Genomic DNA, 19,773 nt, shown 5'->3' on the forward strand with positions numbered 1-19,773 from the left:
GGCAAGGGTGAAATCCTGCGAATAAGCGAGCATTCGTGAGAAAACTAAATCGTACTGAGGGAGTTCAATAAACGTGTCAATTCAGTTTTGAAGTAATACGATCCCAATACATAACTAAACCCGCATGTACTTGGTGGTCTCCTTGAATTACCCTATTAAAATGTCTTTTAGCCGCTTCCAAAGAACTTATATTTTGAAATATAGGAATCAATTCCAGTTCAATCTCCGATAAAGTGATTATGGACTGGTACCCTTTCAGGAACCAAGATGACATGAACTCCTCATATCCCTCACCTTCCTGCAAAGAAAGCAAAAAGGTGGATAAATCGTATAATCTCGGCGCCCAGCGACAGCACTCAAAATCGATAATACCTGCTACTTTATCTTCAAGTGTTAACAGATTAGCAGGCGCATAATCTCCATGACACGGAAGATGAGGTAGAGAAATATATGGCTCCTCATTCAATTGCTTATCGATCTTTTTCATCCGAGACAATAGGTTTTCTACGGCATTCCAAAATCCGGGGTACTCAGATACCGATTGTTCATTTATACTGGTTCTTAATTCTCCAATGTCTACCGTATCAAGACCGAATGACTCGGATAACGCCTTCCAAGGCAATTTACCCTTATACCCATCAACAGAGAGATGATATTCAGCTAAAGCCTTTCCTGCTCTGCACATCAATTGTTCATTATGTAAGTCAAACTTAGGGGCAGCTTCAACGAATGGAAATATACTTATGTACGTACCGTTGGGTAGTGTAAACAGATGAAGCAGAGGAACGATGATATTACTTTTTTCTGTTGCCCATTTCAAAATCATTTGTTCTGCTAACAGTTGGTCTAAATTATTAGAAAATTGAGGTACTCTAAGTCTATATTTCCCTAGTCTGGTCGTGAGCAAGTAATTATGATTACTAAATCCGCTAGACATTCTTGTAAGTGTTTTCGGAGTTCCTAAAGGTATTTCTAATGACCCTAGATACTCTAGAGATAATTCCATTGATGCCACCAGTATATTCCCCCCCAAAAAATCTTGTTTGCCTATCGAAAAATCCATCGATTAATATTACTATCAAATGGTGCAAACAAACTAGTGAAACTTCCTATAAAATAATATTGTCTATCGTTTCATTTGTTACGCTATTCTGCCCGTTAGCGTAATGAAAGATGGAGCAACTGCAAAGCGCAGACTGCTCTATGGTGCATTGAACTAACGTGTCCCGTTAGCTTAATGACTTTTCTCTACATATAATTGCTTCAAATATTTTTTTACCTATAGAGTCTATCATAGTTCCTTGAGAAGGCTCTTTTTTAGTAATCAATTTTATTAATTGAGCAAAATAATAATCCATAAGAGAATTTGAGAAAAAAGAATAATTTGATAGTAATACAATTCCTACACTAAGTTCCTTATTCAAAGCTAGATAACTATTAAAGCCAGAAGTGCCCCCGTTATGCCAGAGGATACATTTATCTAGAAGTTTATCCTCACCCCAGCCAAAATAACGGTTTGAATTTCCGATCCATATAGGGAGATGACTATTTTGTAGTGTAGAGGCTATCGGATTATCATCATTTAGATTGGCTTGGACAAATAAACTCAAATCGCTAACAGATGACTTAATCCCCCCAGCTCCTTCAAGTATAGAAAGATCCCAATGAGGGACTCTTTTCCCAGTTGAAGCATGTCCATTCAAAAACCTGTCATTTTGTTCTGAATCAAGCATAACGGCTGTCTCATTCATCTTTAATGGACTCGTTATATATTTTTTTAACAGTTCGTCATACTTACTTCCTGACACCTTACATAGAATATTTCCCAGTAAGCCCACACCGATATTGGAATATTCAAACGAACCAATGCTATCAGTGTAATCAGCGTTAGCTAAAAAAGCAGTTAAATCTTCCTCGGTATAAGTTGAATAAGGATTCGATCTATTTTTAGACAAAACGTGATTTGTTGCCAATATAGGTAATCCTGAGGTATGAGTAGCAAGACTTTTCAAGGTAATCTTATTCAAATAATCGTTTTCAACGTTTTGCACGTACTTACCGACAATGTCATCCGAGAAAACCAGTTTTTCCCGTTCCATTTCTAATAAAAGTATTGATGTAAATACTTTGGTAATGGAGCCGATTTCAAACAACATATTTTCAGGAGGGATCATACTTTTCTTTTTATTATTACAAAACGAAAAGTATTCAATATCTCCCTCCCTAATAATCCCGATAACAAGATGTAAATGTTTCTTATCTTTCGTATAATCTGAAACAAAACTTTGTAAATCCTTCATAGTAAAAGTTACTCCTTTTAGTTTTATGATGCTTCCATTACTCGAATGTTGAAATCACGTTAATCAACCTATTTCGGGAAGCTAAATTATGTATTCGTTTCTATTTCCCAACATTCCTCCCGTTACTTCAATGAGAAACGGCAGCTGAGCATTAAGCCAGCTGCCGTAGTGCTGTATTGAACAATTGCTTCGGCTTCTGTTAGAGTCCCCTTTTCAACCATGAGTCTGAATTTAACATCTTTTTTACCATCAAACGAGGAGGCTGTTGTAGCAATCCCATCAAGTTGTCTAAAAGTGTCTTCGGCTTTTCCTAATGCATCGCCAATATCAATGCTTGTTTCCTTAGTACAAGATACAGTTAATAAAAATGGAATAAGCATTAGGACGAATACTATCTTTCTACTCATCAACTTGACCTCCATTCCTGCATGATATGATACCATATATTGGAACTAAACTGCACGTTAGCTTAATGAAAACAACGAGCAACTGCCGCGGCAAACTGCTCCTTGTTTCGTTCAACTAAAATGTCCCATTAGTACAAGAAAATCGGGTTAACTTTCAGACGTAGGGCAAAAAGTCATCGGGTTCTACTTAATGGTCCCTAGCGACGATAAAGGCTCATTGGTGTCACCATCAATAAATACCTTGAGAGAGCTCAGTCGTGCGTCTTTCTTCGTATTAAATGTAACCTTGTAAATGTGTTGTACTTTCTTTATTTTGCCTCCGCCTTTTGGTATAGGCATTTCGGTCGACTTAGCGTTTTCAACTTTCGCGTTCTTCCAATCACCATCAACCTGCTTTTGGTGTTCGCCATCAATGCTATTCCATGCTGCCTCACGTAGACTCACCAATTCATCGGGAACCTGCCTGTCTTGAGTACAAGCAACAACTCCAAACAATAACATTGCTGTGGATAGATACAGCAAAATTTGTTTCAACATAATTCACCTCATAGATATATTATCTACACGATTAGACGTAATCAATGATTATTAGTTGCACCAGCCACTTCAGTACATTTGTTATTTGTCAGCAAGAAAAAAACTGTATGCCAAAGCAAGCACAGGCCCTCCTCTATCCAGTTAAAACCCTCCTCGGGCCGCTATCTCTTGTGCTATTGCTTCGATTGATTGTGGTGGCTTTTTGCACTTTGGCAGGGATTAGGCGACAGTCTTTTTGTATTCCATCATCCTGCCCGTTAGCCACCCATGCCCCTCTCGGGGCCTTGTTCTTGTCCTCGATGACAGCAAAAAGCCCGGCATTCGTGCAAGCCGGGCTTTTGCTGACGCGCTAGCGGAACTTTCGAGCCGTGTGTGTCACCCCAAAAACGTGACCAATCAAGCAGCCTTCGTGTTGGACAATCTTTACCGATATTGCGCCATTAGTTTGTCCAGCACTTCTCTCATAACATGGATCAACTCGTCTGGCGCTTTTACCTTTGCATCCGTACCCAATCCAATAAAAAATTGGCCGAAAAATGGAAGGCTGCTCGCGGGGATTTGATTGCCCAGCCATCCTGTGCCGTCTTCCCGAACTTGAATCTGCATTTTGTGCGCCGGCCACAATTCGGTCTCGCATCTCTGCACACCTGATGCAGTAAGCTCAACATAAAGTTCCATAGCCGGACTTTCCTCTTCAATGTAAGACTCCCAGTTTCCTGTATGCACTTGCGTCAAATCGGCCGCTTTCAGTTCGGACAGTTCAACAGATCTAACTCGGTCGCAGCGAAACAAGCGAAAATCGCTGCGGTTAAAGCAATAAGCCGGGCAATACCAAAACCCGTTGCTGGCATAAATTCCGATCGGCTGAACGTCTCTTGACCGCTTATGCTGTTTCGATTCGTACTCCATGCGCACCACTTTTTGATCGATCGCAGCCTCCAGCAACAAGCTCAAATAAGGCGTGCTTGCATGTCTCATCGGTGTTGCCAAATCAAATCGTTTCCGCATCCGGTCGATACGGTCCCGAATATCTTCCGGCATATAAGAGTAAAATTTCCGCAACACTGAATTTGTTTCCGCCTCAAACGGAAGATCCGCGTAGTGCCTCAATGCATGGCTGGCAAAAAAAACAGCAAGCGCTTCGCCTTCCGTAAAAGCAACTGGGGGCAGCATTCTCTCGTTAATCATCTTATATCCCCCATGCTGACCGACCTCCGATTAAAAAGGAACCCCCAGCGCGCTCAACTCCTGCATATCCCGCACAATCGTCCGCGTGGAAACTCCAAATTCATTGGCAAGCTCTTTGGCGTTGAAAGACTTCTTTTTGTTGATGGACATCATCATCTCGATCAGTCTTTTGGACTTTGCCATTATAAGCTCCTTTATATATTACGACAAGTATTGTCACTATTGTACGATATGATGCTAATGAAGTCCAAAACAACACAAATTGGACAATTTAATTGAAAAGGAGATTGTTTAAATGTCAATGCGCTCAACGACGTTCATCATGCTGGATGGACATGCTGCGGAAGCGATTGAGTTCTACCGGGAAGCGTTAAACTCGAAATTACTGTACAAAACTACGTACGGGGAAGGCAAGGATGCCGATAGTTTGCCTGAAGAATGGAAAACCCGTATTGCCCATGCCGTGTTACAAACCGGTGAAAATGATATGATGATCGCCGATCTCTTTCCGGGGCAACCTTATGTAATCGGAAATCAGGTGAATATTTGCATTACAGCGACGCAACAAAGCGAGATTGAAGACATGTTTAATAAATTGAGTGACAGAGGGCAAGTAATGGTCCCGTTGCAAGAAACTGAATTTAGTCCCTGCTTCGGGATGGTGACAGACCGTTTTAACATTACGTTCCAATTCTATATGAACGATACAACAAGCAGGTGGAGCTGAAAATAATAGGCCATGACCGGGGAGAAATCCCTGGTTCTTTTATGATATAATTTTACAGTCTCAACTTTCGCAGAGCCAAAATCTGCTTAACAGCAGAAGTGGCCTGGGTTTAAAGTCAATTAGATTGTCAGCTTGACAAAAATAGAAAAACACCGCTTCGTTTGGTAAAGTGAGCGTGTCGAGCAATCACTACCACACAGAAGAGATGTCTTCTCCATAATAGAGGTCCAGACGGCCATTCATTCCGGAAGACATTAGTTTGCTCAGTTCCGTGAAGTCCAGCATCAACGGCTTTTATACAGTAATTCATTAAAGTAATAGAGTATCCAAGTTATTCCTATCATTTTTGCTCGTTATTTTCTCACTAACTAACGCGATATTCGTTATTGCCTTTAATTGAATTGATCGTGACAGTACCTCTTTATGATTGTCGCACGAATAACCGGACGATTGAGTGATCAATGGTCCGGTTCCGGTCGTTGCGAGCTTATGATTGCGCTTTCCGTAATTGGCTGTCGACTGCCGTACGGTGGCGTGAGAGGCCGGGGCTAGCCACCTTCTCCTACAATATTGATCCTCATGTCCTTTTCCAATACCTCCAACCCTTCTGAAATCCAATTCTGATCCCCGGACTCTAATCCCTCGACCAGGTAACGGACCTGATCAAACGTAACGAACAAGAAGACTTTTCGGATGCGGGCGTCCAGGTCAACCTCGCCCCTGTAAGCCATCACTTGCCGGGTAAACGGCTCGCCGCAATCCTCAAGCAGGTACACGTAGTCGTAATCAGGATCGCTTATCACGGCATCGCCGAAATCGATAATACCTGTTAGTGCTGACTGATGCGAATCCGTCAAAAAGTGATCCGGCGAAAGATCAGCGTGAATCAGCGCCGGCGTATATCGAGTATATGCCGTATCCTCCAGATAGGATTGAAAGCGCTGCGTGAGATAGTCCCGTAACGACGGATTAAGAAGCGGAAACACATGCTTCTCCGCGGCTTCCATCAACAAGAGAATGTCATTCTTAAGGTTTCGAACGGGAACTCCAGCCTGAGTTGCCGAATCAACCGGAAATGCGTTCAACGCATTCATAAAATCAGCAAGCTGCAAAGCGAGTCGATCTCTTGCATTTTCGGAGATAGAGGCGATTCCGGCTTCCCCAAGGATCTCACCTTGGACTTTCCGATAGCCTGTAAAGGGACATCCATCACTCTGTAATCCGATGTATACAAACTCCGGTATATCGACCTTTACACGATTGACCAGTAGAGGCAGCAATTGAATTTCTTTGTTCAGTTCATCTGCTCCTTGTTGACTCTTGGGAAAGCGAAATACCCATTCTCCATTGACAAGGATCGCGTAATTCCGAAACCCTTCACCAAGCGACTCGGCGGTTTGGATGGTCAAATCAGGGAATTGGTCCGTTATCATTGTTGAATATTGGCGTTCATTTTGTTTCATTGGTGCATCTCCTCCTAGCATCTAGCCCGAGTCGAGTCTTATTTATGCAACAACGTTTTTTTACACGAATTATAAACCCTATTTCAGCGCCTACATCTCAATCGGTCAACACCGCTCCGCGAAACCTTACCACAATATTCGGCCTCAAACAACTTCGCCTTCTCGATCCGTGCCGGTTTCCTTCAGGGTAAGCGTGTTTCCATTCACAAAAGTTAAGGTTAAATCAATGACCTCATCAACAAAATAAAAAGCTGGCAAAAAGACACCTCACAGCGTAAAGGGATGCCATGAATGGCGACTGGACCTGCTTCACTATCTCGAAACACTAAAGAAAAAGCCTGGCGTATTGGCCGTTAGCACGGCACTTGCGCACGTCAAAATCATTGCATCCGAGTCATGTCACTGTGTTCTTGTCATCCGACACGTGATTTCAACACGGTATTACGAAGAGCCAGGCGTGAGCAGCCGCGATATGATGGGTGCCATGATCGAGGGCGAAGAAGATCCAGAAAAGCTGGCAGCCTTTGCACGGCGGACACGAAAGAAAAGAAAGAAGAGCTCGAATTAGCCTTACGCGGCAACACGAGTGCCCACCAGCGGCACTGATCGAAGTCGCCCACTCCGTATGCAGATCCGACAACTACCTGGGAGCCCAGTACCGGCGCATCGCCGCCCGAAAAGGGAGACACCGAGCAGCCGTAGCTGTTGCACACTCGATCATGATCATTGCTTACCATCTCCTTGCGCGCAAAGAGGATTACAAAGATTTAGGCAGTCATTACTTTGAACAGCGACAGCAAGAAGCGATTGTTAGACAAGCCGTACGAACTCGAGAATCTTGGTTTTCAAGTCGCTCTTTCTAATTCGGAGGCGTTATTTTCGGGGTAGCGTAATAACCAGTTGTTGACCCCTCAATTCTAGTATTGATACAATTTATAAAACAAATTGGAGGAAGTTCATCGTATCCGTTAGCGAACTGGATTCTCGACTTTACTTATGTCAGCCTTTCACCGCGCCCATTGTCGCGCCTTCCATCAACAGCTTCTGGAACAGAATGTAGATGATAATGCACGGTATCATAGAAATTGTTACTCCCGCGAACAGCGTCACCCAATCGGCGGTATACTCCATCTGCTTGTTCGCAGAATACATTTGTACCGCGATCGGATACTTCTTAGGATCGCTTAAGTAGATGAAAGGCCCCAAAAAGTTATTGTAGAATCCAAGAAACTTAAATACGGCAACCGTAACAATACCCGGCGTTGATAGAGGAACGACAACCCGCCAAAATCTTTGGAACAGTGTGGCGCCATCCATCGTTGCGCTCTCTTCCAATTCCTTCGGCAGTGAGCTCATAAAACCGCCAAGAAGCATGAGATAAAATACGCTTTCCCCTAGGCTGGACAATAGAATTAAGCCTGTCAGGCTATTCGTTAATTCCAGTTCCCTCATAACCACGTACTGAGGAACGAGAGCATTTACACCAGGAAGAAATAAGGATAGCATAATCAAGCCCCAAATTACTTTTCTCCCCTTAAACTCCATACGCGTCAGCGCGTAAGAATTGAGCGTCGTGAAGAACATACCGAGTACCAAGCTGCCGCCCACATAATAAAGGGTATTCAGAAGCGACTGGCCAAAGCCATATTGGTTCCAAGCCTTCGTATAGTTCTTCCACTGCAACTCCGTTGGCAGCGCCCAAATGTCCTGAAAAAATTCCGGATTGCTCTTAAGAGACTCATAGAAGACCCAAGCAAGCGGAAAGAGAATCGTCAGCGTCCATAAGAATAACAGGACACGCCAGATGACATCCATAAATGTATGCTTTTCTTTCAACCCTATCCCTCCGAACCCTTTGAATGAAAATTAAAACTCTACGTCTTTTTTCGGCAGGAACTTGTCCGTCAGTACTTTAGCGGTTACTAATATAACAAATAGTATCATACCAATCGCGGAAGCATAGCCGTAGTTCCGATACTCTTCTCCAAAGGCCAGATTAAACATATACAAACCGATGACATCGGTGGACCCGTACGGCCCGCCATTTGTCAGGATGAGAATATTTTCGAAGCTCTTTAAGGTTCCAACGACTAAGAAAAGCACTGCAACCTTAACAATTGGCATAATAAGCGGCATCGTAATTTTAAATAATCGAGTCATATGGTCTGCACCTTCAAGAATAGCTGCCTCGTATAATGATTTTGGTATAGCCAGCATCGCATTAGCGAAGATGATCACATACAAGGCGACCCCTCCCCATACCCAGGGCGGAATTACTGCCAAAATCGCAGTCCGTTCTTCACCAAGCCAATAAAAGTTTTTCATGTCGAAACCAAACAGCTCAATGATCCCATTCAATAAGCCATACGAGCCGTCATAAATAAACGCCCATAAGAGCGCGATGACAACCGTAGAGAGCACGTTCGGAAAGAAAAACAATACTTTCAAAAGTTTATTTTCACGATAGTTTTTATTCGAAATTAAATAACCAAGCAGTAGTGAAATCAACACAACAAACGTGGGGATAACCAGCATAAATATAACGTTGTGTCCGAGCGCACGCCATACATATTTGTCATTGAAAGCCGTAACGAAGTTATCGAACCCTACAAACTTTGGTTCTGTAAACCCGTCCCAATCCAGAAAAGCATAATAAAGAGATAGTATATTCGGAAATAGCGTGAACAGTAAGTACCCTCCGAAGGGGGGGACGATGGCAACGAACAGAAAAATCCATTTTTGAGTGTTCTTTTTATCAAGACCCAGTCTTTGCAGCCAAGTGTGCTGTGTCTTTACTACTGTCGTATCAGCCATGGGAGGACAGCTCCTATTCTACAAACTTAAGCGGCTGGTGCCGTTATTATTTTTTTAAAAAAGCAAGCGGAGAGGAAGCCCTCCCCGCTCGCTCACAGCAATCTGTTTATTTCTGCGCTTCTAGAGCCTTCGTCAGCAGTTTTTCTGCTTCTTCCAAAATTGGCATCGGATCTTGCTGACCCAAGACGAACTTGATTGTATTTTCATCCATTAGTTTCGTCGCTTGAGCAAAGTTTGGATCGGAAATACTAACAGACCTGCTTGCTTTATAAGCTCGTGCATCGTTTTCTGTGATGTATTTTAGAACAGCTTGTGCCGAGCTGGACAGGTTAACCGTTCTAGCGGTATCTTCTGTCAAGTCACTGCGCATAGGCAAAGCGCCCGCTTTCTCAGCGATATATTGCTGATTATCCAACGTCATCAGCTCAACGATAAATTCCTTTGCCCATTTCTTGTTCAGCTCAGGCTTGTTTGCCCAAATGTAATTGAAGTTTGTCGTTCCGCTTCTTACCCAAAGCGTCTGATCTGTGCTCTCTCTGAAAGGAACAATCATAAAGCCCCAGTCAAAGTCTGCCGGTGTCGCTTCCTTCATTTCATTCTCAACGTGGCTTCCTGTTGATACCATTGCTGCTTCTTTTTGAATAACCTGCATCTGAGATTGCGTATGAGACAAAGCTGGCAAGCCCTCAGCAAAATACCCTAGTTGTCCCAGTTCATAAAGGCGATTCCAGTGCTCAACAGCCTCTGTGCTCTTATACTGCGGGAGCGTAAAGGTTTTGTAGTTCTCAATATATTGGTCTGCTTGACCGTTCATGTCGGCAAGCTCAAATAATTTCGCTGCTCCGAAAGCCCAATCGACATAGTTCGGATGCATGCCAGGGAAGGTAATCGGAGCGATTCCATCCGCCTTTATGTCCGCAAGCAGCTGCTTGAACTCATCCCATGTTTTCGGATTTTGGTTCCAGCCATGCTCATCAAACAGCTTTTTATTGAAGAACAAGCCGCCGAAGCTGCTGGACGCTGCGAATTCATATCTTTTGCTGTTGATCAAAGTGGTCGATTCGTACATGCCCGGCAGCGTGAGGTCTTTAACGGTTTTATCCGGTGCGTCCGGAAGCTTCATATCCCAAATGTCATCCATTGGCTCAAGCTTACCTGCTTGCGCGAGGGATACAATTCCGCCCGCTGGCGTTGTGTTGAAGAGGTCGAACATCTCCTTGTCATCGTTTGCGGAGATTTTAGTCGAGAGGATTGTTTTCATATCAGCTGAAGCTGTAATATCAAACGATACATTTGGATACTTCGCTGTAAAATTTTCAACTGCATGATCGAACCATTCGCGTCCGTATCCCCCAACGAAGAAGCCGACCTTCAAGGTAACCTTCTCATCCTTAGGAAGCCCATTCTCATATACAGCGACTTCTGCAGGCGCGTTGCTTGCTGCTGGTGCATTTGCAGCGTTGTTTCCGCTGTTTGCGTTATTGCCTCCGTTACCGCATGCTGCAATAACGGCCATTGCTGTAACCAGACCAACGGATGCAAGCTTCTTAACCGTTTTGTTCATAAATATTAGAACCTCCCAATTAATAAATAAATTTGATTTATTCAAATTCTAAAGTTATTTTATCGGTATTGTGTTATCTAACTGTCATGTAATTATTAAGGTTATGTAAATTATTCCTGTTGAATAACCTAAACAAAAATAGCCTCAAGATTATCCGCAATCAGCGGGTAATCAAGACTTTCTCTTCTTTACTTACAGGTTAAGTAGCGGTCTGATAATTGGCGCAAGTGACTGCGCTATGCGAAGAAACCCTAGATCGGTCAGATGTGTTCCGTCAACGGTAATTTCGCTGATGGAGTCCTCCCCGAGCAGCTCGAAGCCATCTGCAAAATGGATATGGCTATCCCCTTCTGCCAGCCTCTGTTCAACGTTCTCAATCTGCACTTGCCTTCGGCGGTTAAACAGCTCCTGCCTCTCCTCATAGAAACGGTCGCCGTCATTTCGGATTTTGGAGACAATTAATATAGGAACCTCAGGGTTCCGCTCTCTTAGTATGCTGATGAACACAGGCAACGTCCTTGCTATGTTCTCAGCTGCTCCAGTGTTACCTTCATAATCCAGCACATAGAGCCCAGGGTCTTCAATATTCGCCATGATCTGAGCCAGCTCCGGCTCTCCTTTGCCGGAACCGGAAAATCCGAGATTCACGAACGGCACCGGTAACATGCGGCTGAGGATGTTGGAATAAGCCATGCCTGGTCTCGAAGCGCATCCGCCTTGTGTAACGGAGGTGCCATAGATGACAACGGGGCTATTGCTGGAATAGGAAGGAGGAGCACTGACAGCAGCATCCTCATCTATACCTATCAAGACCTCCTCCACGCCTTGATATAATGGAAAGTTCAAGGTTACAGCGAAATCTCTTCTGGTATTCCACCGAAACAGCTGTGCTTCATATTCGATATCTTTATGGTTAAATTGGGTTGTGGAGATGTACTTTTGGTTGCCAGGATCCCCTAAGTAGCAGTCAAAACCACACTGCCCGGTTGCGGGCATGTGGTACATATTCGCGGGACCAGCTAGACGCACCTTAATAACTAACCGTGAAGTATTCGTTCGAAAACGAATCTGGCCTCCAGCAGTACAATTGGCAAGAGTATCGACTGCGGACGGCAAAGGTACCCCCGGATTAAGAGGGAGACGACGATAAACACCATCCTGAACTAGCCATGGGAAGCCTACAATTTGAAAAGGAGGCTTAAGCGGAGAAAGCCACTTCAGCGGTTCTCCTTCAAACGTCTCCGGGCCTGCGTTTCCACCTAGCAGGTTTATGTCGATTTCTTTCGATTGAACGGACATCTGTATCCACTCCTCTATATTTTTATGTCCAACCCATACCGTTTTTTACTCCATATCAAAAACATATTTCCGTATCGCTAGAGCAACCCCATCCTCACTATTGGAGGCGGTTATTGCACCCGCTATCGCTTTGACATGCTCCTCGCCATTGGCCATAGCTACGCCAAGCCCTGCTGCTTGCAGCAGTTTGACGTCGTTATCGCTGTCTCCCATTGCGATGACATCAGACATGGAGATGCCCAGTATTTCACAAACCTCGCGTACCCCGCTTTCCTTGGTTACCCCTTTAACGGAAATTTCAAGATTAATCGGGGCTGAGCGGGTGATCTCAAGCGTTCCCCAGCTCTCTAGCTCTTCCCTTATCTGTGCAAGCATCTTCACATCATGGCTACCGATGCCGAACTTCATCCAATCCCGCTCGAACATCTCCGGCGTCCAGGCATCCTCGTTCGTCAAGCTTTCCACACTGTAGCCCCAATACCATTGCCCCTGCTGTATGGCAATCTTGTGCAGTCGCCGAACAGTGTACCGAGGCAGAAAGATACGCTTCCGCAGCCTCCCGGGTCCTTCCCAAATTTCCGCTCCATTAAGAAGCACCATAGGAGAATCCAAGCCAAGCTCGCCCCAAAATAATTTGGCATTCTGCAAGCCTCTGCCGGTTGAGAACATAACCTTAACGCCGTGATCGACCGCGCAGCGGAGCCACTTTTTGGACTCATCAGAAATTCGTTTATCCTCCGTCAGCAGCGTTCCGTCCAGATCAAGGGCAATTAACTTATAGCCCGCCTTTACGGTATCCATAACACTCATCCTTTCACCGCTCCCATCGCCGTGCCTTCCATTAGAAGCCTGTGGAACATGATGTAAATTATAATGGAAGGGACCATTGCAAACGTAACGCCAGCGAACAGCGTAACTAATCAGCAGGATTGCAGAAGCGGCCGCTTTCAAACAATCATTTAGAAGGAGCAGCCTCTTCGGCTGCACTTCCATCAACCAGCGGCATTTTGCTCTTTTCTGTTACTGACCGCGCTATTTATCTTCAAGGCTTTCTCAATCCAGGGCAGTGTCAAACGGAATGCGCGAATCTCGAGGAAGGTTAACCGAAGCTGCAGCGTCAGGATACTGCGTATATCCCTTTTGGCATAGAAAATAGCCGGAATGCCAAGCTTCTTCATAATGTACTTCATTCGCCGAATATGAAATGAATTAGAGACTAGTACGCACGTGCTGAGTCCATGTTGCCTGAGGAGCTGTCTGCAGTTGACTACATTTTGCACCGTATTGCGTGATTTCATTTCTAATATCAGCCTCTCTTCAGCAATGCCCTGCTGGACCAGGTAGTCACGCATAAGCTCTGCCTCTGACCGGTCCGAGCCTACAGCTCCGCCGGAAAGCATCATATAGGAATAATCATAATGACGAAAGAGCTTTATAGCCGTATCAAGCCTTTCCTTCAGCAGCGGATGAATACTGCCGTCATCGGAACGATAACCGAGTACAATAAGAGCGTCGGCGCGCCCCCGTCTCAGGCTTGCTGTATGCATCCAACAAACAAACACCAGTGGAATGCAGAGTACAAACATGATGATTACAATTCCAGCTATCCACATGTACTATTCACGTTCCTCTTAAAGTAGGTTATAATAGGTGTAATATTAATAAATCAATTGACTTTATTAATATTCTACACAAACTGTATATACTGTCAATTAAAAATTAATAAAGTGAGGGTTCCATCCGTGCACTCCTTAAAAAACACTGGCCACAAGCTGCTGAAATCCATCAACCAGCAAAAGGTACTTTATTTGATATTTTCTGAAGGTTCCATTTCGCGCGTTGAGCTGGCACATAAGACAGGCTTGAGCCAACAAACCGTAACCAATATCGTCAATCGCCTGCTGGAGGATGGTCTCGTCTTCGAAAGCGAGCATGTGCCATTAGTAGCCGGCAGCGGCAGAAAGCGGGTCGCGCTCTCCGTCAACAGCTCCAGCCATTATGCATTAGGCATTGAAATCGCCGGCAAATATATCCGGGGCTGCGTCTATAACTTCCGCAATGAACGGCTGTCATCGACCAAGCGTTCCGTGGATAAGTACAAAAATATAGACGACCTGCTTCAGCTGCTGCATGAAGTCATTGACGAGCTGCTGGAGCAGGTTCCGGTGCTTGCCAAGACGAAAGGAATCGGGATCAGCGTACAAGGGCTGGCCGATTCGAAGCAGGGCATCCTGCTGCGTGTGCCAGGCCTCGGCTTCTTACAGCTTCCTCTCACGTCACTGCTTGAGGCGAAGTATGAGCTGCCTGTCTATCTTGAGAATGATGCCAATTTATTAGCTGTTAATGAAAATATGAATGGCTGCCTTAGCGGTTCCACAGACAATATTACATTGAAATTCGATTACGGAATCGGCGGGGCGATCTTTTCGGATACGCGGCTCATTTCCGGATCGTCTTACGTTGCAGGTGAATTCGGTCATTATAAAGCTTTCACGGGGCCGGAAGCTTATCCATGTCATTGCGGAGGAACAGGCTGCCTGACGACGTTGTTATCCATAAGCGGACTCCAACATAATACAGGGCAAACGCTTGAAGCTTTCCAACAAGCCGTCCGATCAGGCGACGAGTCCATGATTCATTTGCACGATACAATGATCAGAACCCTGGCTGTAGCCATCAGCAATTTGGTGACCTTTCTAAACCCTGACCGCGTGCTGCTGACAGGTAGAATATTAGAATCTTGGGGTATTGATATCGTTTCGAAGCTGAAAGAGACGCTTATGGAAAGCGTTCCTATGACAAGCCGCGGCGTTGAACTTCTGTATATGGAGCAGATGCCGGAGGAAACCCTTCTTGCAGCAGGCCTAGTACTAAAGCGTGTATTCGAAATTCCACTGGATGCGTTATCGTTATAAACGAGCGGTTTGCAATACAGGCAAAAATCCTCCATACCATATTTGGCATGGAGGATTGTTTTGTAACTTTGCCGGCCGTTGCACGGCAGTGCCCGAAATACAACAGAGAACGGCGGTCGCAAACCGGGGTCTGCTACGCTGCGCGACGGCCGAACGCACGGATCCGGAAGCACCCGTTGAGCAGCTGCCGCAAAAAAAACATCGGCAATCATGGACGAGAAAAATGCCCCAAACAGCCGCTTATTATTGAACTATCGTCTCCCGTTAGCATAGCGAAGGCCGCCAATTGAACTGGCAGCCTTGTTATGGTAAGTTGAAGATCATTCTTGAGGCGGCCAACCACCCCAAATATCGAGTTTATTCCCATCTGGGTCATAAGCGTAAAAATTAAGACCACAGCCTCCATTATCCTCAATATCTGAAACATTAGTTCCATTGTTCTTCATTCGGCTGTATAGTCCGTGGAAATCATTTACTTCTAAGGTAAGTGCACATTGTTCCGTTCCACCTATTTGCATGTAGTTAAGAGTGGTCGGCTCGGGAGTCTTAATCAAAAAAATAGTTTGTCCCGAAGGGATACGGAGCTGATCTTGATATTCATGTACGGGTCTCATCAACTCCAAACCCAAGTTATCCATATACCATTCAGCCGTTTTTTTGTATCCGTTGTAGGGATGTAGATGCATTGAATCTCTTTTAATATAGCCACTACCGTCTCCTTCTTAGATTTGGTTAGTTGCGACTGTTTTTTGTGTGTCTCACTTGAATATACCATTCGTTGTTATTTTGTGGTAGAAGGAGGCAATGATTTAGTATATTTACTATGCTGCCCGTTACTTCAATAAACCAAAAGAGGAGCTGCCCTAAAGCAAGCCCCTCCACATGTGTTCCATTAGCATACTAAACTAAAACTTACTTATTTTTATTATACATTCGGCCTGATCTGCAGCTGTCATTTTTTTAAGCTTAATCCTATACAGTTGATCTCCCCATACATCTCTCATGATTTCGTCCTCAAGTGTTAGGTTGTCCGTCGAAACCACAAACATTTCTCCGTTATAACGGATTATTACCTTATTGTGATTCTCATCTTGCAAGACAATGCTTCCTGTTCCTTCGATTTGCGGAGGGTGCGGGGTCATTAAAATCAGTGTAATATCGTCTGTCATACGTTGCAATTGAAAGTTGTCCTTGATTTCAATACATGGGTGCGAATCACGAATGAGACTTATAGAACGCTTCCAGATTTTAATCTCGGCAGAATCAGGATAGGCTCCCGCGATGTTCATCGATAACGATGCCAGCGTATCTTCTTGGTGATAATTAACATTGTCAGCTTTATACTGTCTTCCATTTTGTTGTTGAACCCCATTTACAATCGGTAGATTGTGATAAGCTGATTGCATCGTCCATATTGTATAGCGCTCTGAAAAGAACGATTTTGATGTATATGTCACTATTCCGGGATCTATAATCATCGGGGAGCCATCACAATATACGATGAATTGGCCGATGTCATTGTGATTATGGCTTTCATCGTTGTGTCCGCCCTTAGCGGCGAGGTATAACCCCTTGGACGAACCCTCCTGCTCCCGTGCCACCATCACTTGTATCCCGTCAAGCCACGCGTCCCTGATGTAAGGAGATTCTCCGGTATACTGCTCTATTTCCGTATAATTAAATAAAGCTGGCAATAGGCGAAACATTGCCGAAAACTCAACATTAGTTGCTTCCTCTCGCTTTTTCTTCAGCACCATTGCTCCCAGTCCAGACAACCTGGCATCTTCAATACGGCGCCCATACCGGTACGTAAGTTCAGCGGGTATATCCACATTAGCCGAACTGTCAGCAAAGTTCGCGTAAAAGGAATCATCAATAAAAGCCTTGTAAATGTAACGACCTATTTGTTGAATAAGAAGCTCTTGGTATACATCAATCTTTCCGCCGGAGACACCGTAAAGCAGTTCCATACAATCGAAAAGCGTTCCTCCTGCAAATATCCAATACTTTGGTCCTTCCTCACAACCGCCATCTGAATGGAGCCGCCCAATGTAATTATCCAAACTGCGCATCGTCTTTACCACCGCTGCTTCACGACGCTGTGGATCGTCTTCCAAGAGCAAAAATGCCGATAAACAATTTGAATTACACCACGGATTCCAATTGTTTAGCATCGACTCTTGATTGAAACCCATCCACCAGAAATCAGTCCGGTTTAAATATGGATCAAGAATCCGTTTTTTAACTTCTAGATGGATACGCTCGCGTACCATAATACTAATGGCATCCAACTTGGTTTTAAGAAGATAGTACGTCCAGGCTAGCAGTGCTGCAGTTTCGGCTGAGAACAATTCAATGATCTGATCAGACACATCTGGAAGCGGATCCTGTCTCTTCATCATATAGGCATTTCCCGGAATCCCCCAGAATGTTTCTTCACAAATACACCAAATCCCGTTGACGATGTCATCCATAAAACGCCCTTCGTTCTCGACACATTCGGCAACGACCAAAGAAGTTAGATCCTGTCTGCGCTTCCATGATATTGTGTCATATCTAGCACGATTACCAGTCCTGTTGTAATCCATATATTGAGTGGCTGTAATGGTGGGCCATGAATAATTGAGCTTATTCTCACCTTTATCGATCCAAAATTTCTTAAGAGATGGTGGCAATTCGCCCCATTTATTACGCTCCTCTATTGTAGGAAACGGCTTGTAATTCTCACGTGAAAGCAAAAGCTCGCTAAGATTTTCAGTAACATAACGCTCTGCTAACATCGACATCATCCTCTACACAGTTGAACATAACTGTCCATTAGTTAAGTGAAATCTCTCTAAAGCAACAATAATTTCACGCCATAAACCTCGAAACCAACGGACTTGTATAGATTCTTGCGGAGTCGTTTTTAGATTTTTCAAAAATAGTACATATTCTCTTCTAAGAATTCGCTTAACTCGGGATGTTTTCCTTTCCTGTCCGTTAGCTAAGGGCTGCCAAAGCGGCAGCCCTTCCGGTATTGAGCTATCGTACCCGGTAGTGGAGCGAAAAAGCGGCTGTCAATAAGCAAACGCAATTCCACTAGAACTCCGATCAAAAAGCGGAAACCGGTGTTTTCGAAAAATGTGTATACGCAACCGGGCTCCTCATCAGGGGTAGTCGGTTTGCCCCAAGTTGATTGATCTCCGCATAAACGGATTTTGTGATTACAAAACATCCATTCTTGTTCTTGAATCATTGTTATCACGCCAGTAGATATCCTCCCAGATTTCAGGTGCAGCTGCGCGAAGCACATCGCCTGCGCCGGACATTCCGTGCTGTTCTATATACTTTTCCATCGCATCCAAAGCCTTTTTAGCATTGGTCCAATCCTTATATTTACCTTTCAGCAATTCGAGCGTTACACTGGAATTAAGTGTGTTTATCAACTTCTTGACAAAGGGCTGGAATTGCTCTTCTGGACCGTTACGATTCTCCCCGAGAACCAAGATTTCGGTTTCAATATTTTCTTTGTTCATTTCGTAAATTGTTTCTCTGAAATTCATACTGCTGAGGTCAATACCACCGTCCTTCCACATTGTGACCATTTTCAGGATCCTTGTTTCGCCCCTAGTTTTCATATAAGTGAGCATGTTATCGTAACCGCAGTCGGAACCGACTACGTCACGACAGACAGCTACATATACGTTGCCGTGATCGGTAAGCAACGCCGTCGCCTGTGGTGACATATCCGAGTTCGGTGCAGGTGTTTCTTCGGCAAGATTAGATTTCAATAATTCGAGCATAGTTTCAAAGGTCGTCATAATTTTGACCATTCCTTTCTTCTGGGATTTTTTAATAATATTTGTATTACCCTTAACCAAGCATTGAACAGCTTTATTTATGATAACTTTCCGTTACTTCAACGAACTGGAGCGAGTCGCCGCGGCCCTGCTCCATCATAATAAATGTTTCTATGCAACTCATGGTAAACCCTTTTTTGGTTAAATTATCCTGCCCGTTAGCCACCCATGCCCCTCTCGGGGCACCACAGAATAATGAAAATTTTGGTGCGGCGTTTTATACTATGTTTACGGCTGGTGAGGAAGGTCGTTACGCTATGGTGTCGCGAACCCATCCGTTAGTCTGACTACGACGATCACGGTGCACCATCTGGTTGTTGCACCAGTCCTCCATTTTCATTGCCGTAGAAAGGTGAATGTTATGGATATCCTGATCGAACGCGCTTGTGGTTTGGATGTTCACAAGAAGTCCATCACTGCTTGTGTTTTGACGCCTGAAGGAAAGGAGATTAAGACGTTTCGTACCCATACAGTTTTCCTGCTCGACTTGATCGACTGGATCAAGCAGCATCGCTGTACGCACGTGGCCATGGAGAGTACCGGCGTTTTCTGGAAACCCATCGTCAATCTGCTTGAAGCCGAGGAGATTCAGTTTCTTGTCGTTAACGCCCAACACATCAAGGCAGTCCCCGGCAGGAAGACGGACGTGAAAGATGCGGAGTGGATTTGCAATCTGCTGCGACATGGGCTGCTGAAGCCTAGCTATATCCCTGACCG

Annotated in this window: 17 protein-coding genes and 1 pseudogene; 3 read left to right on the forward strand and 15 right to left on the reverse strand. The window is 44.5% G+C overall.

The features are described 5' to 3' along the window. Nucleotides 1–76: 76 nt before the first annotated feature. The 5 genes and pseudogenes from NNL21_RS35310 to NNL21_RS35330 form a co-directional block, all read right to left on the reverse strand. The gene (locus NNL21_RS35310) at nucleotides 77–1,006 is read right to left on the reverse strand and encodes a phosphotransferase (protein WP_256555701.1); all 930 of its coding nucleotides are present in this window, start codon (nucleotides 1,004–1,006) and stop codon (nucleotides 77–79) included. Between the two features lie 223 nt (nucleotides 1,007–1,229). After that, entirely contained in the window at nucleotides 1,230–2,300 is a 1,071-nt protein-coding gene (locus NNL21_RS35315; RefSeq protein ID WP_204822817.1) for a serine hydrolase domain-containing protein, read from the reverse strand. A gap of 122 nt (nucleotides 2,301–2,422) precedes the next feature. Then, entirely contained in the window at nucleotides 2,423–2,707 is a 285-nt protein-coding gene (locus NNL21_RS35320) for an IolE/MocC family protein (protein ID WP_204822818.1), read from the reverse strand. A gap of 183 nt (nucleotides 2,708–2,890) precedes the next feature. Next, nucleotides 2,891–3,244 (reverse strand): hypothetical protein, encoded by a 354-nt coding sequence (locus NNL21_RS35325; protein ID WP_204822819.1) that lies wholly within the window; start codon nucleotides 3,242–3,244, stop codon nucleotides 2,891–2,893. Nucleotides 3,245–3,667: 423 nt separating this feature from the next. After that, nucleotides 3,668–4,615 (reverse strand): annotated as a pseudogene (locus NNL21_RS35330) (helix-turn-helix transcriptional regulator). A gap of 112 nt (nucleotides 4,616–4,727) precedes the next feature. Between NNL21_RS35330 and NNL21_RS35335 the strand changes: the two are divergent. Then, nucleotides 4,728–5,159: a VOC family protein gene (locus NNL21_RS35335; protein ID WP_204822820.1), complete on the forward strand. Its 432-nt coding sequence runs from the start codon at nucleotides 4,728–4,730 to the stop codon at nucleotides 5,157–5,159. A gap of 548 nt (nucleotides 5,160–5,707) precedes the next feature. On the opposite strand, the gene NNL21_RS35340 is transcribed toward NNL21_RS35335, so the two are convergent. The 7 genes from NNL21_RS35340 to NNL21_RS35370 form a co-directional block, all read right to left on the reverse strand. Then, nucleotides 5,708–6,622, reverse strand: a complete 915-nt coding sequence (locus NNL21_RS35340; protein ID WP_204822821.1) for a phosphotransferase family protein — start codon at nucleotides 6,620–6,622, stop codon at nucleotides 5,708–5,710. Nucleotides 6,623–7,621: 999 nt separating this feature from the next. Further along, nucleotides 7,622–8,458 (reverse strand): carbohydrate ABC transporter permease, encoded by an 837-nt coding sequence (locus NNL21_RS35345; protein ID WP_204822822.1) that lies wholly within the window; start codon nucleotides 8,456–8,458, stop codon nucleotides 7,622–7,624. A gap of 30 nt (nucleotides 8,459–8,488) precedes the next feature. Further along, nucleotides 8,489–9,436, reverse strand: a complete 948-nt coding sequence (locus NNL21_RS35350) for a carbohydrate ABC transporter permease (protein ID WP_204822823.1) — start codon at nucleotides 9,434–9,436, stop codon at nucleotides 8,489–8,491. 106 nt (nucleotides 9,437–9,542) lie between these two features. Further along, nucleotides 9,543–11,000, reverse strand: coding sequence for an ABC transporter substrate-binding protein (locus tag NNL21_RS35355; RefSeq protein WP_256555697.1), 1,458 nt, complete (start codon nucleotides 10,998–11,000; stop codon nucleotides 9,543–9,545). 192 nt (nucleotides 11,001–11,192) lie between these two features. After that, entirely contained in the window at nucleotides 11,193–12,299 is a 1,107-nt protein-coding gene (locus NNL21_RS35360; RefSeq protein WP_204822824.1) for an SGNH/GDSL hydrolase family protein, read from the reverse strand. Nucleotides 12,300–12,344: 45 nt separating this feature from the next. Further along, a complete protein-coding gene (locus NNL21_RS35365; protein ID WP_204822825.1) occupies nucleotides 12,345–13,109 on the reverse strand; it encodes a Cof-type HAD-IIB family hydrolase in 765 nt (254 codons plus the stop codon). Nucleotides 13,110–13,291: 182 nt separating this feature from the next. Continuing rightward, complete coding sequence (locus NNL21_RS35370) at nucleotides 13,292–13,846, reverse strand: YdcF family protein (protein WP_256555698.1); 555 nt, start codon at nucleotides 13,844–13,846, stop codon at nucleotides 13,292–13,294. Between the two features lie 195 nt (nucleotides 13,847–14,041). Here NNL21_RS35370 and NNL21_RS35375 point away from each other — a divergent pair, with 195 nt between their 5' ends. Next, the gene (locus NNL21_RS35375; protein WP_204822826.1) at nucleotides 14,042–15,214 is read left to right on the forward strand and encodes an ROK family protein; all 1,173 of its coding nucleotides are present in this window, start codon (nucleotides 14,042–14,044) and stop codon (nucleotides 15,212–15,214) included. Nucleotides 15,215–15,534: 320 nt separating this feature from the next. Here NNL21_RS35375 and NNL21_RS35380 read toward each other — a convergent pair whose 3' ends face one another. From NNL21_RS35380 to NNL21_RS35390, 3 genes are all read right to left on the reverse strand, one after another. Continuing rightward, entirely contained in the window at nucleotides 15,535–15,900 is a 366-nt protein-coding gene (locus NNL21_RS35380; RefSeq protein ID WP_256555699.1) for a VOC family protein, read from the reverse strand. 219 nt (nucleotides 15,901–16,119) lie between these two features. Next, nucleotides 16,120–17,994, reverse strand: a complete 1,875-nt coding sequence (locus tag NNL21_RS35385; protein WP_204822828.1) for a heparinase II/III domain-containing protein — start codon at nucleotides 17,992–17,994, stop codon at nucleotides 16,120–16,122. A 426-nt stretch (nucleotides 17,995–18,420) separates the two neighbouring features. After that, entirely contained in the window at nucleotides 18,421–19,029 is a 609-nt protein-coding gene (locus NNL21_RS35390) for a hypothetical protein (RefSeq protein WP_204822829.1), read from the reverse strand. A 388-nt stretch (nucleotides 19,030–19,417) separates the two neighbouring features. Here NNL21_RS35390 and NNL21_RS35395 point away from each other — a divergent pair. Then, on the forward strand, nucleotides 19,418–19,773 hold a 356-nt coding region (locus NNL21_RS35395), incomplete at its 3' end, for an IS110 family transposase (RefSeq protein WP_256555700.1).

Origin of the sequence: Paenibacillus mendelii, from assembly GCF_024498075.1 — a bacterium.
Lineage (GTDB): Bacteria > Bacillota > Bacilli > Paenibacillales > Paenibacillaceae > Paenibacillus_Z > Paenibacillus_Z mendelii.

What these genes read in the sequence shown, in the direction of transcription:
- NNL21_RS35310 (WP_256555701.1), bottom strand. Translation starts at nt 1,006, where the DNA reads ATGGAATTATCTCTAGAGTATCTAGGGTCATTAGAAATACCTTTAGGA.
- NNL21_RS35315 (WP_204822817.1), bottom strand. Translation starts at nt 2,300, where the DNA reads ATGAAGGATTTACAAAGTTTTGTTTCAGATTATACGAAAGATAAGAAA.
- NNL21_RS35320 (WP_204822818.1), bottom strand. Translation starts at nt 2,707, where the DNA reads ATGAGTAGAAAGATAGTATTCGTCCTAATGCTTATTCCATTTTTATTA.
- NNL21_RS35325 (WP_204822819.1), bottom strand. Translation starts at nt 3,244, where the DNA reads ATGTTGAAACAAATTTTGCTGTATCTATCCACAGCAATGTTATTGTTT.
- NNL21_RS35335 (WP_204822820.1), top strand. Translation starts at nt 4,728, where the DNA reads ATGTCAATGCGCTCAACGACGTTCATCATGCTGGATGGACATGCTGCG.
- NNL21_RS35340 (WP_204822821.1), bottom strand. Translation starts at nt 6,622, where the DNA reads ATGAAACAAAATGAACGCCAATATTCAACAATGATAACGGACCAATTC.
- NNL21_RS35350 (WP_204822823.1), bottom strand. Translation starts at nt 9,436, where the DNA reads ATGGCTGATACGACAGTAGTAAAGACACAGCACACTTGGCTGCAAAGA.
- NNL21_RS35355 (WP_256555697.1), bottom strand. Translation starts at nt 11,000, where the DNA reads ATGAACAAAACGGTTAAGAAGCTTGCATCCGTTGGTCTGGTTACAGCA.
- NNL21_RS35360 (WP_204822824.1), bottom strand. Translation starts at nt 12,299, where the DNA reads ATGTCCGTTCAATCGAAAGAAATCGACATAAACCTGCTAGGTGGAAAC.
- NNL21_RS35365 (WP_204822825.1), bottom strand. Translation starts at nt 13,109, where the DNA reads ATGAGTGTTATGGATACCGTAAAGGCGGGCTATAAGTTAATTGCCCTT.
- NNL21_RS35370 (WP_256555698.1), bottom strand. Translation starts at nt 13,846, where the DNA reads ATGCATACAGCAAGCCTGAGACGGGGGCGCGCCGACGCTCTTATTGTA.
- NNL21_RS35380 (WP_256555699.1), bottom strand. Translation starts at nt 15,900, where the DNA reads ATGCATCTACATCCCTACAACGGATACAAAAAAACGGCTGAATGGTAT.
- NNL21_RS35385 (WP_204822828.1), bottom strand. Translation starts at nt 17,994, where the DNA reads ATGTTAGCAGAGCGTTATGTTACTGAAAATCTTAGCGAGCTTTTGCTT.
- NNL21_RS35390 (WP_204822829.1), bottom strand. Translation starts at nt 19,029, where the DNA reads ATGGTCAAAATTATGACGACCTTTGAAACTATGCTCGAATTATTGAAA.